The following is a 14,657-nucleotide window of genomic DNA, read 5'->3' on the forward strand; positions in this document are numbered from 1 at the left end:
ACCCCAGGCCGCATGAACAGGCCGCCGCGGGGCGCCCGTTGGTTCAGGCTGTGACCTGCGCTGGTTTGCCCGGAGTGCGCAGGACCGGGTCGGTGCGCAGGCGCAGGAAGGCGAGACCGAGGGCGACGGCCTGCAGCGCGGCGCACACCGCGATGACGTAGTCGAGGGCCCACGTCGAGGTGAGGGCGACCACGATGCCCGCGAGCGGGAAGGGCAGCAGCAGGAGCAGGATGGTCAGGGAGAGGGTGCTGCCGAAGACCGCGGCCGGGATGAGCAGGGAGCGCAGCGTGCGCAGGACGACGGTCAGGCCGCCGTCGCCCGCCATGAACAGCGCCATGAGGACGACGTACGCGGTGTACGTCGGCGCGTGGGCCAGGGCGAGACAGGCCGTGGACGCGACGGTGGAGCACACCACGCCGACTCCCCACAGGCCCAGCCGGTTGAGCGCGAAGCGGCAGACGGTGACCGTCAGGAGCGTGGAGGCCGCGGCTGCCGACCAGAGGGTGCCGACGGCCGCGGGGGACAGTCCGAAACGCTCGACGACGATGATCGGGCTGGCGGACTGGAGCAGCCCGAGCGCGAGGTTGGAGACGGTCAGACCGCCCACCAGCCAGCCGAGCGCGGGCAGCGAACGCAGCGTCCGCCAGCCCGTCTTGAGGCCCGCTCCCCGCTGGGTGGCGCCGGGCTGGGAGCCGCGAAGGGGGGTCGGCGGGGTCTGCAGGGCGAGGGCCGCCGCCAGGCACGACAGCACGCTCAGCACGGCGAGCATGTGGGTCGGCCCCGCCAGCAGCAGGACGCCGCCGAGCGCGGGTCCGGTGAGCGTCGCCGTCTGGTCGATGCCGATCAGGACGGCCTGAACCTTGTGTGCCTGGGTGTCCGCACGGCGGCTCACGATCGCGCCCACGGCTTCGTTGGCGATGAAGCTGAACTGCGTCAGGGTGCCCGTCGCCGCGGCCAGCGCCATCACGACGAGTGTCTGCGCCGTGCCCCGTTCCAGCATCGTCAGCGCGACGCTCCCGCCGGCCACGAGGACCCCGCGCGCCAAGGAGGCGAGGAAGAACACGATGGCGGCTCCGCACCGGTCGACCAGGTCACCGGCGAGGCCGAAGGCCGCCACCCGCGGTATCCATTCCAGCGCGAAGGCCAGCCCGGTCAGCGAGGCGGATTCGGTCGTGGCCAGCACCAGGAGCGGCATGGCGTACGTCGACATGGAGAAGGCGAGTGCGTCGAAGGCCCGCGGTGCGTAGACCCGGCGGAGCAGGCTGCCGGGAGGTACGGCGGCATGCCGACCGGCCGGTCGGCCCTCGTACAGTTGAATGGTCACAGAGTATGGGGGGCTTTCACTCAGCTGTGATGGGGAACGCCCGGCGGGCTCGAAGGACCCTCAGGCGGGCAGGTGCACGACATTCATCGAGCCGGAGAGCCACCCGCCGTCCACGGCGTGACGCCCCGGCAGCGGTCCGTTCGACACCGGCGGCACCTACGGGGTGGTGCGGGCCGCCTCGGCACCGGGACCGGCGGAGACCGCTCCACCAGGACCGGCGGAGAGAGGACTGCTCGTCCATGCCATGGCGCGATGTCGGGTCACACGAACTCCGCTCGGAACGAGGGCGAGTCGGGAAACGGGCATGCGGGATGAATCGACACGACCGAGACCGGGGGAGGGCATCGACGCAGGCCTTGTTTAGGCATCAACATCTGTGCAGCCACAAGGTAGCCGAAACTTTCGGATCACCCGAAAGCGTAATCAGCCAAAGTCACCGACCTGCGGCTGAATATGACATCAGCAACAGCCGGGCCGTGCAAGAGGTGCGCCGGATCCCGCCGGACCGTCGCACGGGGCGGTGCGCGGAGCGGACGCGTCGGGCTGTGGGAGCCGGGGCGTCAAGAGGGGGACGCCCGGACCCGAACGGTTAGATCGCGTGTGCCGGTTTGCGGTGTCCACCTCCTGGCCACACGGTGAAGAAAGACATGTCGCCGTACCCCACTCGTCGGCGGCCTCGAGGAAAGCGACTGTGATGATGAAGGGCAATGCCAGAACGAAGCAGCTCAGGGGCAAGATGAGGGAGACCCTCGGCAAAGCCCTGGGCGACAAGTCCATGCAGAGGGCGGGCCGCGGCGAACAGCTGCGCGGAAAGGCCCAGGAGATGACCGAAAGGGCCGCGGGCCAGATCCGGCACCGGACCAAGCACTGAGGACGACGGCCCGGGCGTCCCGGATACGGTCGTCGGCGCCCCGGGCAGGGTGTTCAGCGCCCCGGGGCGCGGTCGTCGGCGTCGTCCCTCCGGCGCATGCGACGGTGCCGCTCGGTCCGCCGACGGTGACGAACCGTGTTCCGGCCTGCCGACTCCATCGCGGTGGTCGGCGCCCTGCGAGGTCAGTGGCCCGGGATCGATACCGGCGAGGGCCCCTTCCTCTCGCCGGCGTGCGCGACCACGCCACCGAGGAGGGTGCGCGACGCGCCGGAGGCTCCGCCGGGTCGGGCCGGAACCCCGCAACGGAGGGCGCGCAGGACCATGACTCTTCAGCATCCCGCCGACCGCGGCGGCCCCGGACGCGGCAGGTTCGAACGATTCGCGGAGTCGGTGTCCACGGTGACCAGTTCACCGGCCTTCTTCGTCTTCTGTCTCGCGCTGGTTTCCTTCACCGTCGCCGTGCACATCGCCGGAATCGGGACGGAGTGGCTCCTTCTCGCCGGCGACTCCATGACAGCGGTGACGTTGCTGCTCCTCGCGCTGCTCAAGAATTCGGAACTCCGGGCCGAGCGAGCCATTCAGCGCAAGTTGGACGCCATCGCCGCCGCTCTGCTCGAAGCGCAGGAAGGTGAACCCGGAGAGGCGCACGAGAACCTCAGGGACGTGATCCGGATGGAGGAGGAGATCTGAGGGGCCGAGGGGCGACTCGTTCCCCGGGCGCGCCTACGCGTGTGTCAGCCGGAGCCGTAGATCGATCTCCTGGTCGCCGGAGGCGGACCCGGACACCTGGACGCCGAAGGCGGACGTGAGGGTCTGCCGCAGCCGGTCGACCGCCACGGGACCGCCTTGGAGCTCCACGGTGACGGAACCGTTCAGGGAGAGGTCGGACGGAAGCGCGGCGTCGCGCGCGTCCCGCCCGACGAGGAAGGCTCCGGTCCAGGTGTCGGACCGCGCGGCGCTGTCGTGCCGTGGCATGTCGTCACCGCTTTCCTCGGCGAAGCGTGTGCCCAGAACGCGCAACACGGTGTCCGCGTCCGAGAGGGAGCAGGCGTCCAGGACGACCTGCACCCGCTCCGGGGAAGAGGCCGACCGATCGGCCGGGCCGGGGGATGACGAGGTGTTGTGCGCGGTGTCGGTGTGGTGCGCCGTGCTGTTCATGGTGTCCTCTCACGTCTCCTGGTCGGGCCCGGCACCGGCGGAGCGGAGCCGAACCGCGTGCGGGTCGCGTTGTCGTCAGAGTTCGCGCAGGGCGGGCAGCAGTGCCTTCTCGGCCCAGGCGATGAACGGGAGTTGCTGGTCGCCGCCCACCTGCACCAGGGCGATCCCGGTGAAGCCCGCCTCCACGCAGGGTCGGACCGCCTCCATGAAGGTGTCGACGTCGTCGCCGCACGGGACGGCTCCCGTGGTGCCCTCCGGCGTGACGTACCGGGTGGCGCCCTCGAAGCCCGAGGGGCCCGGCAGTTCGGCGTTGACGGGCCAGCCGCCGAGGGCCCAGCGGAGTTGTTCGTGCGCGCGGGCCATCGCGGCCTCCCGGTCCGGGTCGTAGCGGACGGGCCGTCGCCCGACGCGCGGTGTGCCCCGGCCGCCACTTCGGTCGAAGGCCTCGATGAGTTCCGGCTCGGGCTCGGTGGCGACGACGAGGTCCGCGAGCCGGCCAGCCAGGGAAGCAGGACCACTTGCCGGATACGGCCACCCCGATCAGGGGCGGTTCGTCCGGCAGGTCCCACAGCCGGGCGTTCGCCACCTCGAAGTGCGTGCCCCGGTGATGCACGTCGCCGCCCCCGAAGAGCTCGCGGATGATCTCCACGGCTTCTTCGAGCCTCGCCGGACGGATCTGCGGAGAGGGCCAACCACTGCCCACCACATGCTCGTTGAGGTTCTCGCCCGAGCCGGGCCCGAGCCGGAAACCGGCCCTCCGAGAGCAGTTGCGGGGTCGCCGCCCTCGGCGCGACGACGGCGGGGTGACAGCGGGTCGTCGGGCAGGTCACGTACGTCATGAGCGGTATCCGCGCCGTCGCCTGGGCGGCGGCGCCGCGCACGCTCCACGCGTAGGGGGCGTGCCCCTGCGACTCCAGCCAGGGAAAGCAGTGATCGGACATGACGCAGAAGTCGGAGCCAGCCCGCTCCGCCTCGACCACATGTTCTACGAGGTCGCGGTGGCCGGCCTGCTCGGTCATCATCGTGTAGCCGATTTGCGCCATATCATCCGCATTACCCGTAGCCATGATGCGAAACATCCGACCGCTGTCCCAGGTGGCGAGTCGGCGCCGACCGGAGGGGGCACCGCCTTGCCGACGCCAGGCGGCGGTGGAGCGGCACAGCCACGACCGCGTGATCCGCGACGGCAACCACACGATCGTCTTCGTCTGAGGACCGATGACGATCGCCCTGCTGATGGTGAACACGCTGCAAGCCGCCGCCTGGGCGAAGCACTCCGCATGAGCGGTGCGGCCCTCGCGCGACGTCGATGCCGGACTGTGCCCACGCGTCGAGGAGTTGACCGCCCGCAGAGTCGACGAGGGGCGGATCGTCCTCGACCCCGGCCTGGATACCGGCATCGGCTTCGGCATCGTGGACCGCGCCCCGACGACGTCCTCCGGGAACCTGATCAAGATTGGCCGCCGCGATATCGAGAAGACCGAGCCGTCGGCCCGTACCCATGGTCATGGGGTCGCCCCGCCCCTGACATGGCCGACATTCGAAGAACAGGCAGCCTCATGAACGCATCCGCTTCCATCGGCGTCACCGGCCTCGGAGTGATGGGCCGCAACCTGGCCCGTAACTTCGCCCGGAACGGTTACACCGTCGCCGTCCACAACCGCTCTTCCGGCCGCACCCGCGCGCTGGTGGACGAGTTCGGCCACGAGGGCACCTTCGTCCCGGCCGAGACGGCCGAGGAGTTCGTGGCCGCGCTCGCCCGCCCCCGCCGCCTCATGATCATGGTGCAGGCGGGCGCCGCCACCGACGCCGTCATCGACGAGTTCGCCCCGCTCCTCGAGAACGGCGACATGATCATCGACGGCGGCAACGCCCACTTCGCCGACACCCGCCGCCGCGAGGCCGCGCTGCGCGAACGCGGCCTGCACTTCGTCGGCGCGGGCATCTCCGGCGGTGAGGAGGGCGCCCTCAACGGGCCGAGCATCATGCCCGGCGGCTCGGCGGAGTCGTACGCCGTCCTCGGCCCGATGTTCGAAAGCATCAGCGCCAAGGTCGACGGCGAGCCCTGCGCCACCCACATCGGCACCGATGGCGCCGGACACTTCGTCAAGATGGTCCACAACGGCATCGAATACGCCGACATGCAGCTCATCGCCGAGGCCTACGACCTGCTGCGCCAGGTCGCGGGGTACAGCCCCGCCGAGATCGCCGACGTCTTCCGCACCTGGAACGAGGGCCGCCTCGGCTCCTATCTGGTCGAGATCACCGCCGAGGTCCTCGCCCACACCGACCCGCACACCGGTGGCGCGTTCGTCGACGTCGTCGACGACGCCGCCGGGCAGAAGGGCACCGGCCGCTGGACCGTGCAGACCGCCCTCGACCTGGCCTCCCCGGTCACCGCCATCGCCCAGGCCACCTTCGCCCGCGCCGCCTCCGGCCAGAGCGACCTGCGCGCCGCCTACCGAGGGCTGCCCGGCGGCACGACTCCCCCGCTCAGCCGCACCGAGGCCGCACGCTTCACCGCCCAGGTCGAACACGCCCTGTACGCCTCGAAGGTCATCGCCTACGACCAGGGCTGGAAGATGATCCTGGACGCCGCCGCCGAGTACGGCTGGAAGATCGACCTCGGTTCGGTCGCGCGCATCTGGCGCGGAGGCTGCATCATCCGCGCCTCCTTCCTCGACCGTATCCGCGCCGCCTACGCCACCGACCCCGACCTCGTCAGCCTGCTCGCCGAGGCCGGTTTCGCCCAGGAGATCAGCGACGCCCAGGTGCCCTGGCGGGAGATCGTCGCCTCCGCCGCCCGGCGTGGCATCCCCGTCCCCGCGTTCTCCGCCGCGCTCGCGCACTACGACACCCTGCGCGCCGACCGCCTGCCCGCCGCTCTCCTCCAGGGGCAGCGCGACTACTTCGGCGCCCACACCTACCGGCGCACCGACCGTGAGGGCTCCTTCCACACCCACTGGTCGCACCCCGACCGCCCCGAAACCACCGCCTGACAGGGACTCGGGCCGCGCGGGACACGGCGCGCGGCTCACTTCCGTGGGGGGGCTCAGCAGCACGCCCACCAGGGTCGTGGTCAGCAGCGGGGCCGCGGCGGACAAGCGGACAAAGGGCTGACGCGCAGGGACTTCCACACTGTTCGACGACTGGGAGAACCAGATCGTCTTCACGTGCCCCGGGGTGACCTCGGCATGGACGGCGGCACCCCGTACGAGGGCTCGGGGGCGCGCCTCGTACGGGGTGGTCTCGGGGGGACGGTGCCGCGGCGGGTCAGGCCAGGGTCGCGGTGTCGATCACGAAGCGGTAGCGCACGTCCGAGGCCAGGACACGCTCGTACGCCTCGTTGATCTTCTCGGCGGGGATGATCTCGACCTCGGCGCCGATGCCGTGCTCGGCGCAGAAGTCGAGCATCTCCTGCGTCTCGCGGATGCCGCCGATCAGCGATCCCGCGTACACGCGGCCCTGCATGATCAGCGAGAACACGTTCAGCGACAGCGGCTCCGCGGGAGCGCCGACGTTGACCATCGTGCCGCCCACGGCGAGCAGGCCGAGGAAAGTGTCGAGATCGAGCTTGGCGCTGACCGTGTTGAGGATGACGTCGAAGGTGCCGGCGAGCTGCTCGAAGGTGGCCGCGTCGCCGGTGGCGTAGTAGTGGTCGGCGCCCAGCCGCAGGCCGTCGTCCATCTTCTTCAGAGACTGCGACAGGACGGTGACCTCGGCGCCCATCTCGTGTGCGATCTTGACGGCCATGTGGCCGAGTCCGCCGAGGCCGATGACGGCGACCTTCTTGCCGGGGCCCGCGCCCCAGCGGCGCAGCGGGGAGTACGTGGTGATGCCCGCGCACAGCAGCGGGGCGGCCTCGTCGAGGCCGAGGCCCTCGGGGACGGTGACGACGAAGTCGTCGTCGACCACGACGTGGGTGGAGTAGCCGCCCTGGGTCAGGGTGCCGTCGGCGTCGATCGAGCCGTAGGTGAGGGTGTTGCCCTTGAGGCAGTACTGCTCCTCGCCCCGCAGGCAGGGCACGCACTCACGGCAGGAGTTGACCATGCAGCCGACGCCGACCCGGTCGCCCACGGCGTGCCGGGTGACCTCGGAACCGACCTGGGTGACGATGCCGGCGATCTCGTGGCCGGGGACCAGGGGGTAGGTCGCCGGGCCCCACTCGCTGCGGACGTTGTGGATGTCGGAGTGGCAGATGCCGCAGTACTTGATCTCGATGAGGACGTCGTGCGGGCCGACGTCACGGCGCTCGACGGTGGTCGGCGCGAGCGGTTCGGTCGCCGAAGTGGCGGCGTATGCGGGGACGGTGAGCACCGGTTCTCCAGTGGGGGTGAAGGTGATGGGGTCGTCGGCATCCGGACGGTTGCCGAAGTCCGGCGTCGGAACTCGCTGTTGATCTCGCGGTCGGCGTCCGTCCGGGTGACGTCCTTCTCGACGGCGTCGGCCTCGATGCGGCCCTCGCGGCGGGCCCGGGTGCCGCGGAACCAGTCGGAGCCCGAACCGTTCACGGAGCGGACGTAGATCTCGTCGCCGACCTGACCGTGATGGTCAGGGGAACGGTGTTCAGGGGTGTGGCAGGGCCCCCAGGGGGCTGTCGCGCAGGTCAGGCGGCGCCGGAGTGGGGCGCACCCACCAGCGGTCGGCGCCGTGGTCAGGGCTGGACGAGCACCTTCAGTGCCTCCCGGGCGGCCATCGCACGATAGCCGTCGGGTACCTCGTCGACGCTCACCGTGCGGTCGAAGACGCGCCCGGGTTCGATCTTCCCCTCGAGGACGTCGGGGAGGAGTTCCTCGATATAGGCGCGGGCCGGAGCCACACCGCCGGTGAGGGTGATGTTGTTCATGAACACCTCGAAGCCCAGTGGCGCCTGGTCGTACTGCGGCGCGCCCACCCGGCTGATCGTGCCGCCCGCGCGCACCACGCCCAGCGCCGTCTCAAGGGCGGGCAGCGTACCGACGCACTCCAGCACCGTGTGCGTACCGTCGCCGCCGGTCAGCTCGCGCACGCGCGCGACGCCTTCCTCACCGCGTTCGGCGACGATGTCGGTGGCACCGAAGTCACGGCCGAGATCGGTGCGGTCCTCGTGCCGCCCCATCAGGATGATCCGCTCGGCGCCGAGCCGCTTGGCGGACAGCACCGCCGACAGCCCGACCGCTCCGTCACCGACCACGGTCACGGTCGTCCGCGGGGTGACTCCCGCCGTGACCGCGCAGTGATAGCCGGTGCAGAACACGTCCGACAGGGTCAGCAGCGACGGCAGCAGGGCGGAGTCCTCGCCGACGGGCAGCTTCACCAGCGTGCCCTGGGCCTGCGGTACCCGCACCGCCTCTCCCTGGCCGCCGTCCACCCCGTCCGTGGCCCAGAAACCTCCGTGCCGGCACGAGGTGTGCAGGCCCTCGCGACAGAAGTCGCAGGTGTTGTCCGAATAGACGAAGGGGGCCACCACCAGGTCTCCGGTCTTCAGTCCGGACACCTCCGCGCCGGTGTCCTCGACCACACCCAGGAACTCGTGGCCGATGCGGTCACCGTGCTCGGTGGGCGGACGCGACCCGTACGGCCACAGGTCGCTGCCGCAGATGCACGACCGCAGCACGCGTACGACTGCGTCCGTGGGCCGCTGGAGCTTCGGGTCGGGAACCTCCTCCACCCGCACGTCACCTGCACCGTAAATCAGAGTTGCTCGCATGAGTCTTTCCGATCGAGTCGTCCTGTACTTGCTCGCAGAGCGTCGAGAGCGGCGGCGGCGCCGCGTCCGACTCGGAACGACCGGGAATTCAGGCGACTGCCCCCTTCACCCAAAGGGGACATTCCGGCCGTTCAAAAAGTATGGGTCCCGATATCGGGGCCCGCACTCTCACGCCTGTCTGCGATGACGACTCGAGGGCGCCCTTTCAGACCTTCCAGGAGCGCAGCTGGTCGGCGACGGCGGGGACGCCGACACGGGTGTCGTGGATCTTGCGGACGAGGTCGGACAGGGCTCCGTAGGGCGGGTCGATGCCCTCGCCCGACTGATCCATGTACTGGGCGGCGACGAACGCGGCGAACAGGCTGTTGCGGTGCGGCAGGGGCTCCAGGCGCACGATGGTGTGCATCAGCGCGGCGGCGCGCCAGGCCGCGTCCGGGTCGGCCGCGGCGAGCGTGGGCAGCTTGGTCTTGTGCCGGGCGACGGCCGCGACGAGCGCGGAGTAGTCCGACACGGACATGTCCTCGCGGGCGAGGGCGGCCTCCTGGACGTCGAGCAGCCAGGCGACATCGATGGTCAGGTGCATCAGGCGGCCGCGGATCCGTCCCGGCGCTCGGCGGGCGGCACCTCGTCGGGGAACGCGTCGTCGAACTCGCCGCGCAGCCGGTCGGCCCAGGCGGTGGCGCCTGCGACGAACTGCCTGCGCTGCATCTCCCGGACACCGAGGTCGTGCAGATACTGCTTGAGGCTCTTGCCGTCGGCCGAGGCGGCGGCGCGCACTCCCTCGAGCTCCTCTTCCGTGAAGGTCACGTTCAGTGATGGCATACAAGGATGGTACCTGGTTGGTACCTGGGGCGCGAGATCTCAGGACCGGTCGCCGGCGCCGAGCCGGGAGCGGTGCCGGTGTCCTACTGGATGAACGAGCGGCCAGGGGCGTCAGGTCGCGGACGTCGCCGATCTAAGCTCGGCGCATGGCCAAGTACTTCGACGTGCACCCCGAGAACCCCCAGCAGCGCACTCTCAGCCAGGTGGCGGACATCATCCGCGGCGGAGGGCTCGTCGCCTATCCGACCGACTCCTGCTTCGCCCTCGGGGCTCAGCTGGGCAACCGGGACGGACTCGACCGGATCCGTTCGATCCGCCGGCTGGACGACCGGCACCACTTCACCCTGATGTGCCAGGACTTCGCGCAGCTGGCCCACTTCGTACGCCTGGACAACGCGGTGTTCCGTGCGATCAAGGCCTCGACTCCGGGCAGTTACACCTTCATCCTCCCGGCGACGAAGGAGGCACCGCGCAGGCTGCTGCACCCGAAGAAGAAGACGGTCGGTGTCCGGATTCCCGACCATGTCGTCGCCCGGGCGCTCCTCGCCGAGCTCGGCGAGCCCCTGCTGTCGAGCACCCTGCTCCTCCCCGATGAGGAGAAGCCGCTGACCCAGGGCTGGGAGATCAAGGAGGAACTCGACCACGTGGTGGACGCGGTCCTCGACTCCGGCGACTGCGGCGTCGAGCCGACGACCGTCATCGACTTCTCTCAGGGCGAGCCCGAGATCGTACGACGAGGAGCGGGCGATCCCTCACGGTTCGAGTGAGGCGATCCCCCCGGTTCGAGTGATTCGCGCGAGCGGGGCGGGCCGGGCGGTCAGAAGGCGGGGCCGCTGACCTTCCAGATCCGGGTGGCGACCTGGAGGTTGAAGCGGCTGTCCACCTCGTCGAGCCGACGGCCGCTGACCTCCCTGATGCGCTGCAAACGGTAGCGGAGCGTGCTGCGGTGCACGGCGAGGGACTGCGCCGTCTCGTCGTAGTTGCCGCCATGGTCGAAGTACCGGGTGAGGGTGTGCACCAGGTCCGTGCCGTGGGCGTCGTCGTAGTCGAGGAGCGCGCCGAGCCATTCGCGGACGAAGTCGGTGACGTCCCCCGCGTCCTTGTCCCGGGCCAGGATGCGGTAGAGGCCGAGCTCCTCGCAGGTCGTGGTGCCGTCCGCGGGGTGGGACTGGCGGCGTACGGCAAGCGCGCGGACGGCCTGGTCGAAGGAGCGCGGGATGTCCGCCACCGCCTCGCACAGGCTGCCGATGCCCACCGCGCCGTGCGGGGAGCCCACTTCGTCGGCGAGGGCCGTGTACAGGCCCGAGTCGCGCGGTTCACCCCGGACCACGAGCACCGCCATGTCGCCTCGTCGGGCCAGCAGCGACCGCAGGCCCCTTCCCTGCGCGGCACGTCCCACCGCTCCCAGGAATCGGTCGTCGGCGGCCGTCCCCCGCCATTGTGCGACCGTGACGTGGTGCGGTCCGTGCAGGTCGTGGCCGACGGCCTCGGCTCTGGCGTACGCGCCGCCGGCGTCGGCGCCGGTGAGCAGGTCGTCCACAAGTTCCCGGCGCAGGCGCAGTTCGGCCTCCGCCAGACTGCGGCGGTGGGCCAGTTCCAGGGACAGCGCCGTGCACGCGTGTTCGAGGGCGAACATGTCAGCCTCGCCCGCCGTGCCGTCGGGGTCGATCAGCTCGATGCTGCCGAGGGGCTCCCCGTGGTGGCGGGCCAGTCCGACGAGGCGTCCCTCGTGGCGGATCGGGCCGAGCTCGCGCATCGCGTCGTGCATGAGTTGCTCGCGGTGGAGCGGATCGGGCTTGGCGTGGACCTCGGGCGGGACCGGCCCGGCGCGGGCGAGGAGGTTTCCGAAGCGGTCCTCGACCCGGGTGGCGAGGCCGGTCAACTCGTACACGGCGGCGGCGATGCCGTGCTCCCCCTCGTCGGTGAGGGAGGTCCGGGCGAGGACGTCGTGCACGGTGCGCTGCTCCTCCAGCTCCGCCACCAGCGCGGTGAGTCTTTCGTTGACCGCGTCACGCTCCTCGATCGCCCGGAACAGCTGTCGGGCGTACTCGCGGTCGCGGCGGCGGGCCTCGGCGTTGTAGAGCGCGGCGCCGGTCGGCTGAGCAAGGGCGTAGACGAGGAAGCGGTCCTCGTCGGGAGGCGGTTTCCCGGCGCTGACCAGCAGGTAGCCGAGCAGCCCGCCGGAGCTGCGCAGGCCCACTGCCCAGCCCCAGCCGCCCTCCCGGAACTGGACGGCGCCGTCCTCCCCCTCCAGCGCGGTCAGCTGTTCGACCGGGTCGGTCAGATCGCGCGGTGCCCGGCCGTCAAGGGCCCGCGTGCTCGGCGTGGCCTCGAGCTCGAAGCGGCCGTCCCTGAGCATGTAGCAGCCCTCGGGCCGGCAGTCGAGAAGGCGTGGCACCTCGTCCATGGCCAACTGGAGGATCTCGTCCACCGGGCGGCCGTCGAGCATGGTCACGGCCAGTACGAACACGTCGTACAGGCTCGCCGACTGCTTGCGTCCCCAGCCGGTCAGGGCGGTGGTCGGCGCCCGGCTGCCGAGGCCGCGTGGTGCGATGCTCCGGTGCGCCGCACCGGTCGCGTCGTCGGCCGTGCCAGACATGCCGCAATACTATCTTTCACCCCTTTTCACCGCTTCTTGCACCGGACACCCCTGGGGGGCGGCGCGTACCGCGTGGCCTCCTGCACTCCCAGGGGGAGACGAAGGGCCGAACTTCGCCCCGTCGGGAGCAGGCGTCGCCCTTCGTCCCGTAACACCCTGGCAAGGACGGAACCCACGACCCGTGTCCGCCCGCGGACGCCCGCGGACACGCGACCTCACCTGAAGACAACCGCCGCCACCGGAGACGGGCGGACGCCGGGGGTGGCAGGCGAAGGAGTTCCTCATGGCCAAGGCAGTCGGAATCGACCTGGGCACCACCAACTCGGTGATCGCCGCATGGGAGGGCGGTGAAGCGACCGTCATACCCAATGCCGAGGGCTCGCGCACCACGCCCTCCATCGTCGCCTTCACCGACAGCGGCGAACGGCTGGTGGGTCAGCTCGCCAGGCGCCAGGCGATCCTCAATCCCAAGGGCACCATCTACTCGGCCAAGCGGTTCATCGGCCGGCACTTCGACGAGATATCCGACGAGGCCAAGGCGGTGGCGTACGACGTCGTCGAGGGCGAGGGCGGAGTCGCGCGCTTCAAGGTGCGCGACAAGCTGTACGCGCCGGAGGAGATCAGCGCGCTGGTGCTGCGCAAGCTCGCCGACGACGCCGGCAAGCAGCTGGGCGAGAAGGTCACCGAGGCCGTCATCACCGTGCCCGCGTACTTCAACGACGCCCAGCGCCAGGCGACCAAGGACGCGGGGCGCATCGCGGGGCTCGAAGTACTGCGGATCATCAACGAGCCGACGGCGGCGGCACTGGCGTACGGCATGGAGAAGAAGCAGCACGAGACGGTGCTCGTCTTCGACCTCGGTGGCGGCACCTTCGACGTGAGCATCCTGGACGTCGGTGACGGGGTCGTGGAAGTGCGCTCGACGGCGGGCGACAGCCACCTCGGCGGCGACGACTTCGACCGTCGCCTCGTCGACCTGCTCGCGGACGGCTTCCAGAAGGAGAACGGGATCGACCTGCGCAAGGACCCGCAGGCGCTGCAGCGGCTGTTCGAAGCCGCGGAGAAGGCCAAGACGGAGCTGAGCTCGGTCACACAGACGCAGGTCAGCCTTCCGTTCATCACCGCGGACGCCTCCGGCCCCAAGCACCTGACCGAGACGATCATGAGGTCCACGTTCGAGAAGATCACCGCCGACCTGGTCGAGCGGACCATGGAACCGGTCAAGCAGGCGATGACCGACGCCAAAGCCAGCGCGAACGACATCGACGAGGTCATCCTCGTCGGCGGTTCGACGCGCATCCCGGCCGTGCAGAACCTGGTCCGCCGGCTGACCGGCGGCAAGGACCCGAACATGAGCGTCAACCCCGACGAGGTCGTGGCGCTGGGCGCCGCGATCCAGGCGGGCGTGCTCAAGGGCGAGGTCAAGGACGTCCTGCTGCTCGACGTGACCCCGCTGTCGCTGGGCGTGGAGACCCGTGGCGGTGTGATGACGAAGATCATCGACCGGAACACCACGATCCCGGTCCGCCGCTCGGAGACCTTCTCCACCGCGGAGGACAACCAGGAGGCCGTGGACGTCGTCGTCCTGCAGGGCGAGCGCGAGCTGGCCGCCGACAACCGGATCCTCGGCCGCTTCCAGCTGAAGGACATCCGCCCCGCCCCGCGCGGCGAGCCGCAGGTCGAGGTCATCTTCGACATCGACGCCAACGGCATCCTGAACGTCACCGCACGGGACAAGGACACCAGCAAGGAACAGACCATCACGATCAGCGAGGGCTCCAACCTCGACCAGGGCGAGGTCGAGCGGATGGTCCAGGAGGCCGAGCAGCACCGCGGCGAGGACCAGGCGCTGCGCGACGCCGTGGACGCCCGCAACGAACTGGACGCCGTGGCCTACCAGGTGGAGCGCCGGCTGAACGAGCTGGACGAGGCGGTGCCCTCGCACGAGCGGGCCCGGGCGGACATGCTCGTCGCCGATGCCCGTGAGGCGGTCCAGCAGGAGGCGTCCCCGGACAAGGCCAGGCCGCTGACCTCCGAGCTCCAGCAGGTGCTGGCGTCGCTCGCCCAGTACCAGGCGGGCGCGGCCGCACAGGCCCAGGCCGGCGCCGGAACCGGGACGGAGGACACCGCGAGCGCCTCGGCAGCAGCCGGCGACGACGTGATCGACGCGGAATTCGACAAGAGCTGAGGAGCG

The 14,657-nt window shown here is 70.5% G+C and carries 13 protein-coding genes and 2 pseudogenes; 6 read left to right on the forward strand and 9 right to left on the reverse strand.

The genetic code is table 11. The annotated features are described in order from the left end of the window. Positions 1-43 precede the first annotated feature (43 nt). Positions 44-1,324, reverse strand: coding sequence for an MFS transporter (locus tag ACIRA5_RS20055; protein ID WP_403692393.1), 1,281 nt, complete (start codon positions 1,322-1,324; stop codon positions 44-46). Positions 1,325-2,018: 694 nt separating this feature from the next. On the opposite strand from ACIRA5_RS20055, the gene ACIRA5_RS20060 reads away from it, so the two are divergent. Both ACIRA5_RS20060 and ACIRA5_RS20065 read left to right on the forward strand, forming a co-directional pair. Then, the gene (locus tag ACIRA5_RS20060) at positions 2,019-2,195 is read left to right on the forward strand and encodes a CsbD family protein (protein WP_266424177.1); all 177 of its coding nucleotides are present in this window, start codon (positions 2,019-2,021) and stop codon (positions 2,193-2,195) included. A 321-nt stretch (positions 2,196-2,516) separates the two neighbouring features. After that, positions 2,517-2,885, forward strand: a complete 369-nt coding sequence (locus tag ACIRA5_RS20065; RefSeq protein WP_403692396.1) for a low affinity iron permease family protein — start codon at positions 2,517-2,519, stop codon at positions 2,883-2,885. A 33-nt stretch (positions 2,886-2,918) separates the two neighbouring features. Here ACIRA5_RS20065 and ACIRA5_RS20070 read toward each other — a convergent pair whose 3' ends face one another. Together ACIRA5_RS20070 and ACIRA5_RS20075 are read right to left on the reverse strand one after the other, a co-directional pair. Next, on the reverse strand, positions 2,919-3,353 hold the full coding sequence (locus ACIRA5_RS20070; protein ID WP_403692399.1) for a hypothetical protein: 435 nt from the start codon (positions 3,351-3,353) through the stop codon (positions 2,919-2,921). A 75-nt stretch (positions 3,354-3,428) separates the two neighbouring features. Then, positions 3,429-4,396 (reverse strand): annotated as a pseudogene (locus ACIRA5_RS20075) (TIGR03557 family F420-dependent LLM class oxidoreductase). A gap of 295 nt (positions 4,397-4,691) precedes the next feature. On the opposite strand from ACIRA5_RS20075, the gene ACIRA5_RS20080 reads away from it, so the two are divergent. Both ACIRA5_RS20080 and gndA read left to right on the forward strand, forming a co-directional pair. After that, positions 4,692-4,916, forward strand: a complete 225-nt coding sequence (locus tag ACIRA5_RS20080; RefSeq protein WP_403692401.1) for a hypothetical protein — start codon at positions 4,692-4,694, stop codon at positions 4,914-4,916. Then, positions 4,913-6,352, forward strand: coding sequence for an NADP-dependent phosphogluconate dehydrogenase (gene gndA, locus ACIRA5_RS20085; RefSeq protein WP_403692404.1), 1,440 nt, complete (start codon positions 4,913-4,915; stop codon positions 6,350-6,352). Before ACIRA5_RS20080 ends, gndA begins: the two co-directional genes overlap by 4 nt. 274 nt (positions 6,353-6,626) lie before the next feature. On the opposite strand, the gene ACIRA5_RS20090 is transcribed toward gndA, so the two are convergent. The 5 genes and pseudogenes from ACIRA5_RS20090 to ACIRA5_RS20110 all read right to left on the reverse strand — a co-directional run bounded on the left by ACIRA5_RS20090 (position 6,627) and on the right by ACIRA5_RS20110 (position 9,864). Next, entirely contained in the window at positions 6,627-7,670 is a 1,044-nt protein-coding gene (locus ACIRA5_RS20090) for an NAD(P)-dependent alcohol dehydrogenase (RefSeq protein WP_403692406.1), read from the reverse strand. 83 nt (positions 7,671-7,753) lie between these two features. Continuing rightward, positions 7,754-8,011 (reverse strand): annotated as a pseudogene (locus tag ACIRA5_RS20095) (DUF2255 family protein); the annotation flags it as partial. Continuing rightward, positions 8,008-9,042 carry a zinc-dependent alcohol dehydrogenase family protein gene (locus ACIRA5_RS20100; protein ID WP_403692407.1) on the reverse strand — a complete coding sequence of 345 codons (1,035 nt, stop codon included), beginning with the start codon at positions 9,040-9,042 and terminating at the stop codon, positions 8,008-8,010. The gene ACIRA5_RS20100 and the pseudogene ACIRA5_RS20095, both read right to left, overlap by 4 nt. A gap of 205 nt (positions 9,043-9,247) precedes the next feature. Then, positions 9,248-9,625 (reverse strand): toxin Doc, encoded by a 378-nt coding sequence (locus ACIRA5_RS20105; RefSeq protein ID WP_352047106.1) that lies wholly within the window; start codon positions 9,623-9,625, stop codon positions 9,248-9,250. Further along, positions 9,625-9,864 (reverse strand): hypothetical protein, encoded by a 240-nt coding sequence (locus ACIRA5_RS20110; protein WP_352047107.1) that lies wholly within the window; start codon positions 9,862-9,864, stop codon positions 9,625-9,627. Before ACIRA5_RS20110 ends, ACIRA5_RS20105 begins: the two co-directional genes overlap by 1 nt. A gap of 146 nt (positions 9,865-10,010) precedes the next feature. Here ACIRA5_RS20110 and ACIRA5_RS20115 point away from each other — a divergent pair, with 146 nt between their 5' ends. Beyond that, positions 10,011-10,631, forward strand: a complete 621-nt coding sequence (locus ACIRA5_RS20115) for an L-threonylcarbamoyladenylate synthase (protein WP_067374821.1) — start codon at positions 10,011-10,013, stop codon at positions 10,629-10,631. Between the two features lie 50 nt (positions 10,632-10,681). Here ACIRA5_RS20115 and ACIRA5_RS20120 read toward each other — a convergent pair whose 3' ends face one another. After that, positions 10,682-12,463 (reverse strand): PucR family transcriptional regulator, encoded by a 1,782-nt coding sequence (locus tag ACIRA5_RS20120; protein ID WP_403692410.1) that lies wholly within the window; start codon positions 12,461-12,463, stop codon positions 10,682-10,684. A gap of 283 nt (positions 12,464-12,746) precedes the next feature. On the opposite strand from ACIRA5_RS20120, the gene dnaK reads away from it, so the two are divergent. Next, positions 12,747-14,651, forward strand: a complete 1,905-nt coding sequence (gene dnaK / locus ACIRA5_RS20125; RefSeq protein WP_403692413.1) for a molecular chaperone DnaK — start codon at positions 12,747-12,749, stop codon at positions 14,649-14,651. Positions 14,652-14,657: the final 6 nt, after the last annotated feature.

Origin of the sequence: Streptomyces sp. NPDC096311, assembly GCF_044763085.1 — a bacterium.
Taxonomy (GTDB): domain Bacteria; phylum Actinomycetota; class Actinomycetes; order Streptomycetales; family Streptomycetaceae; genus Streptomyces.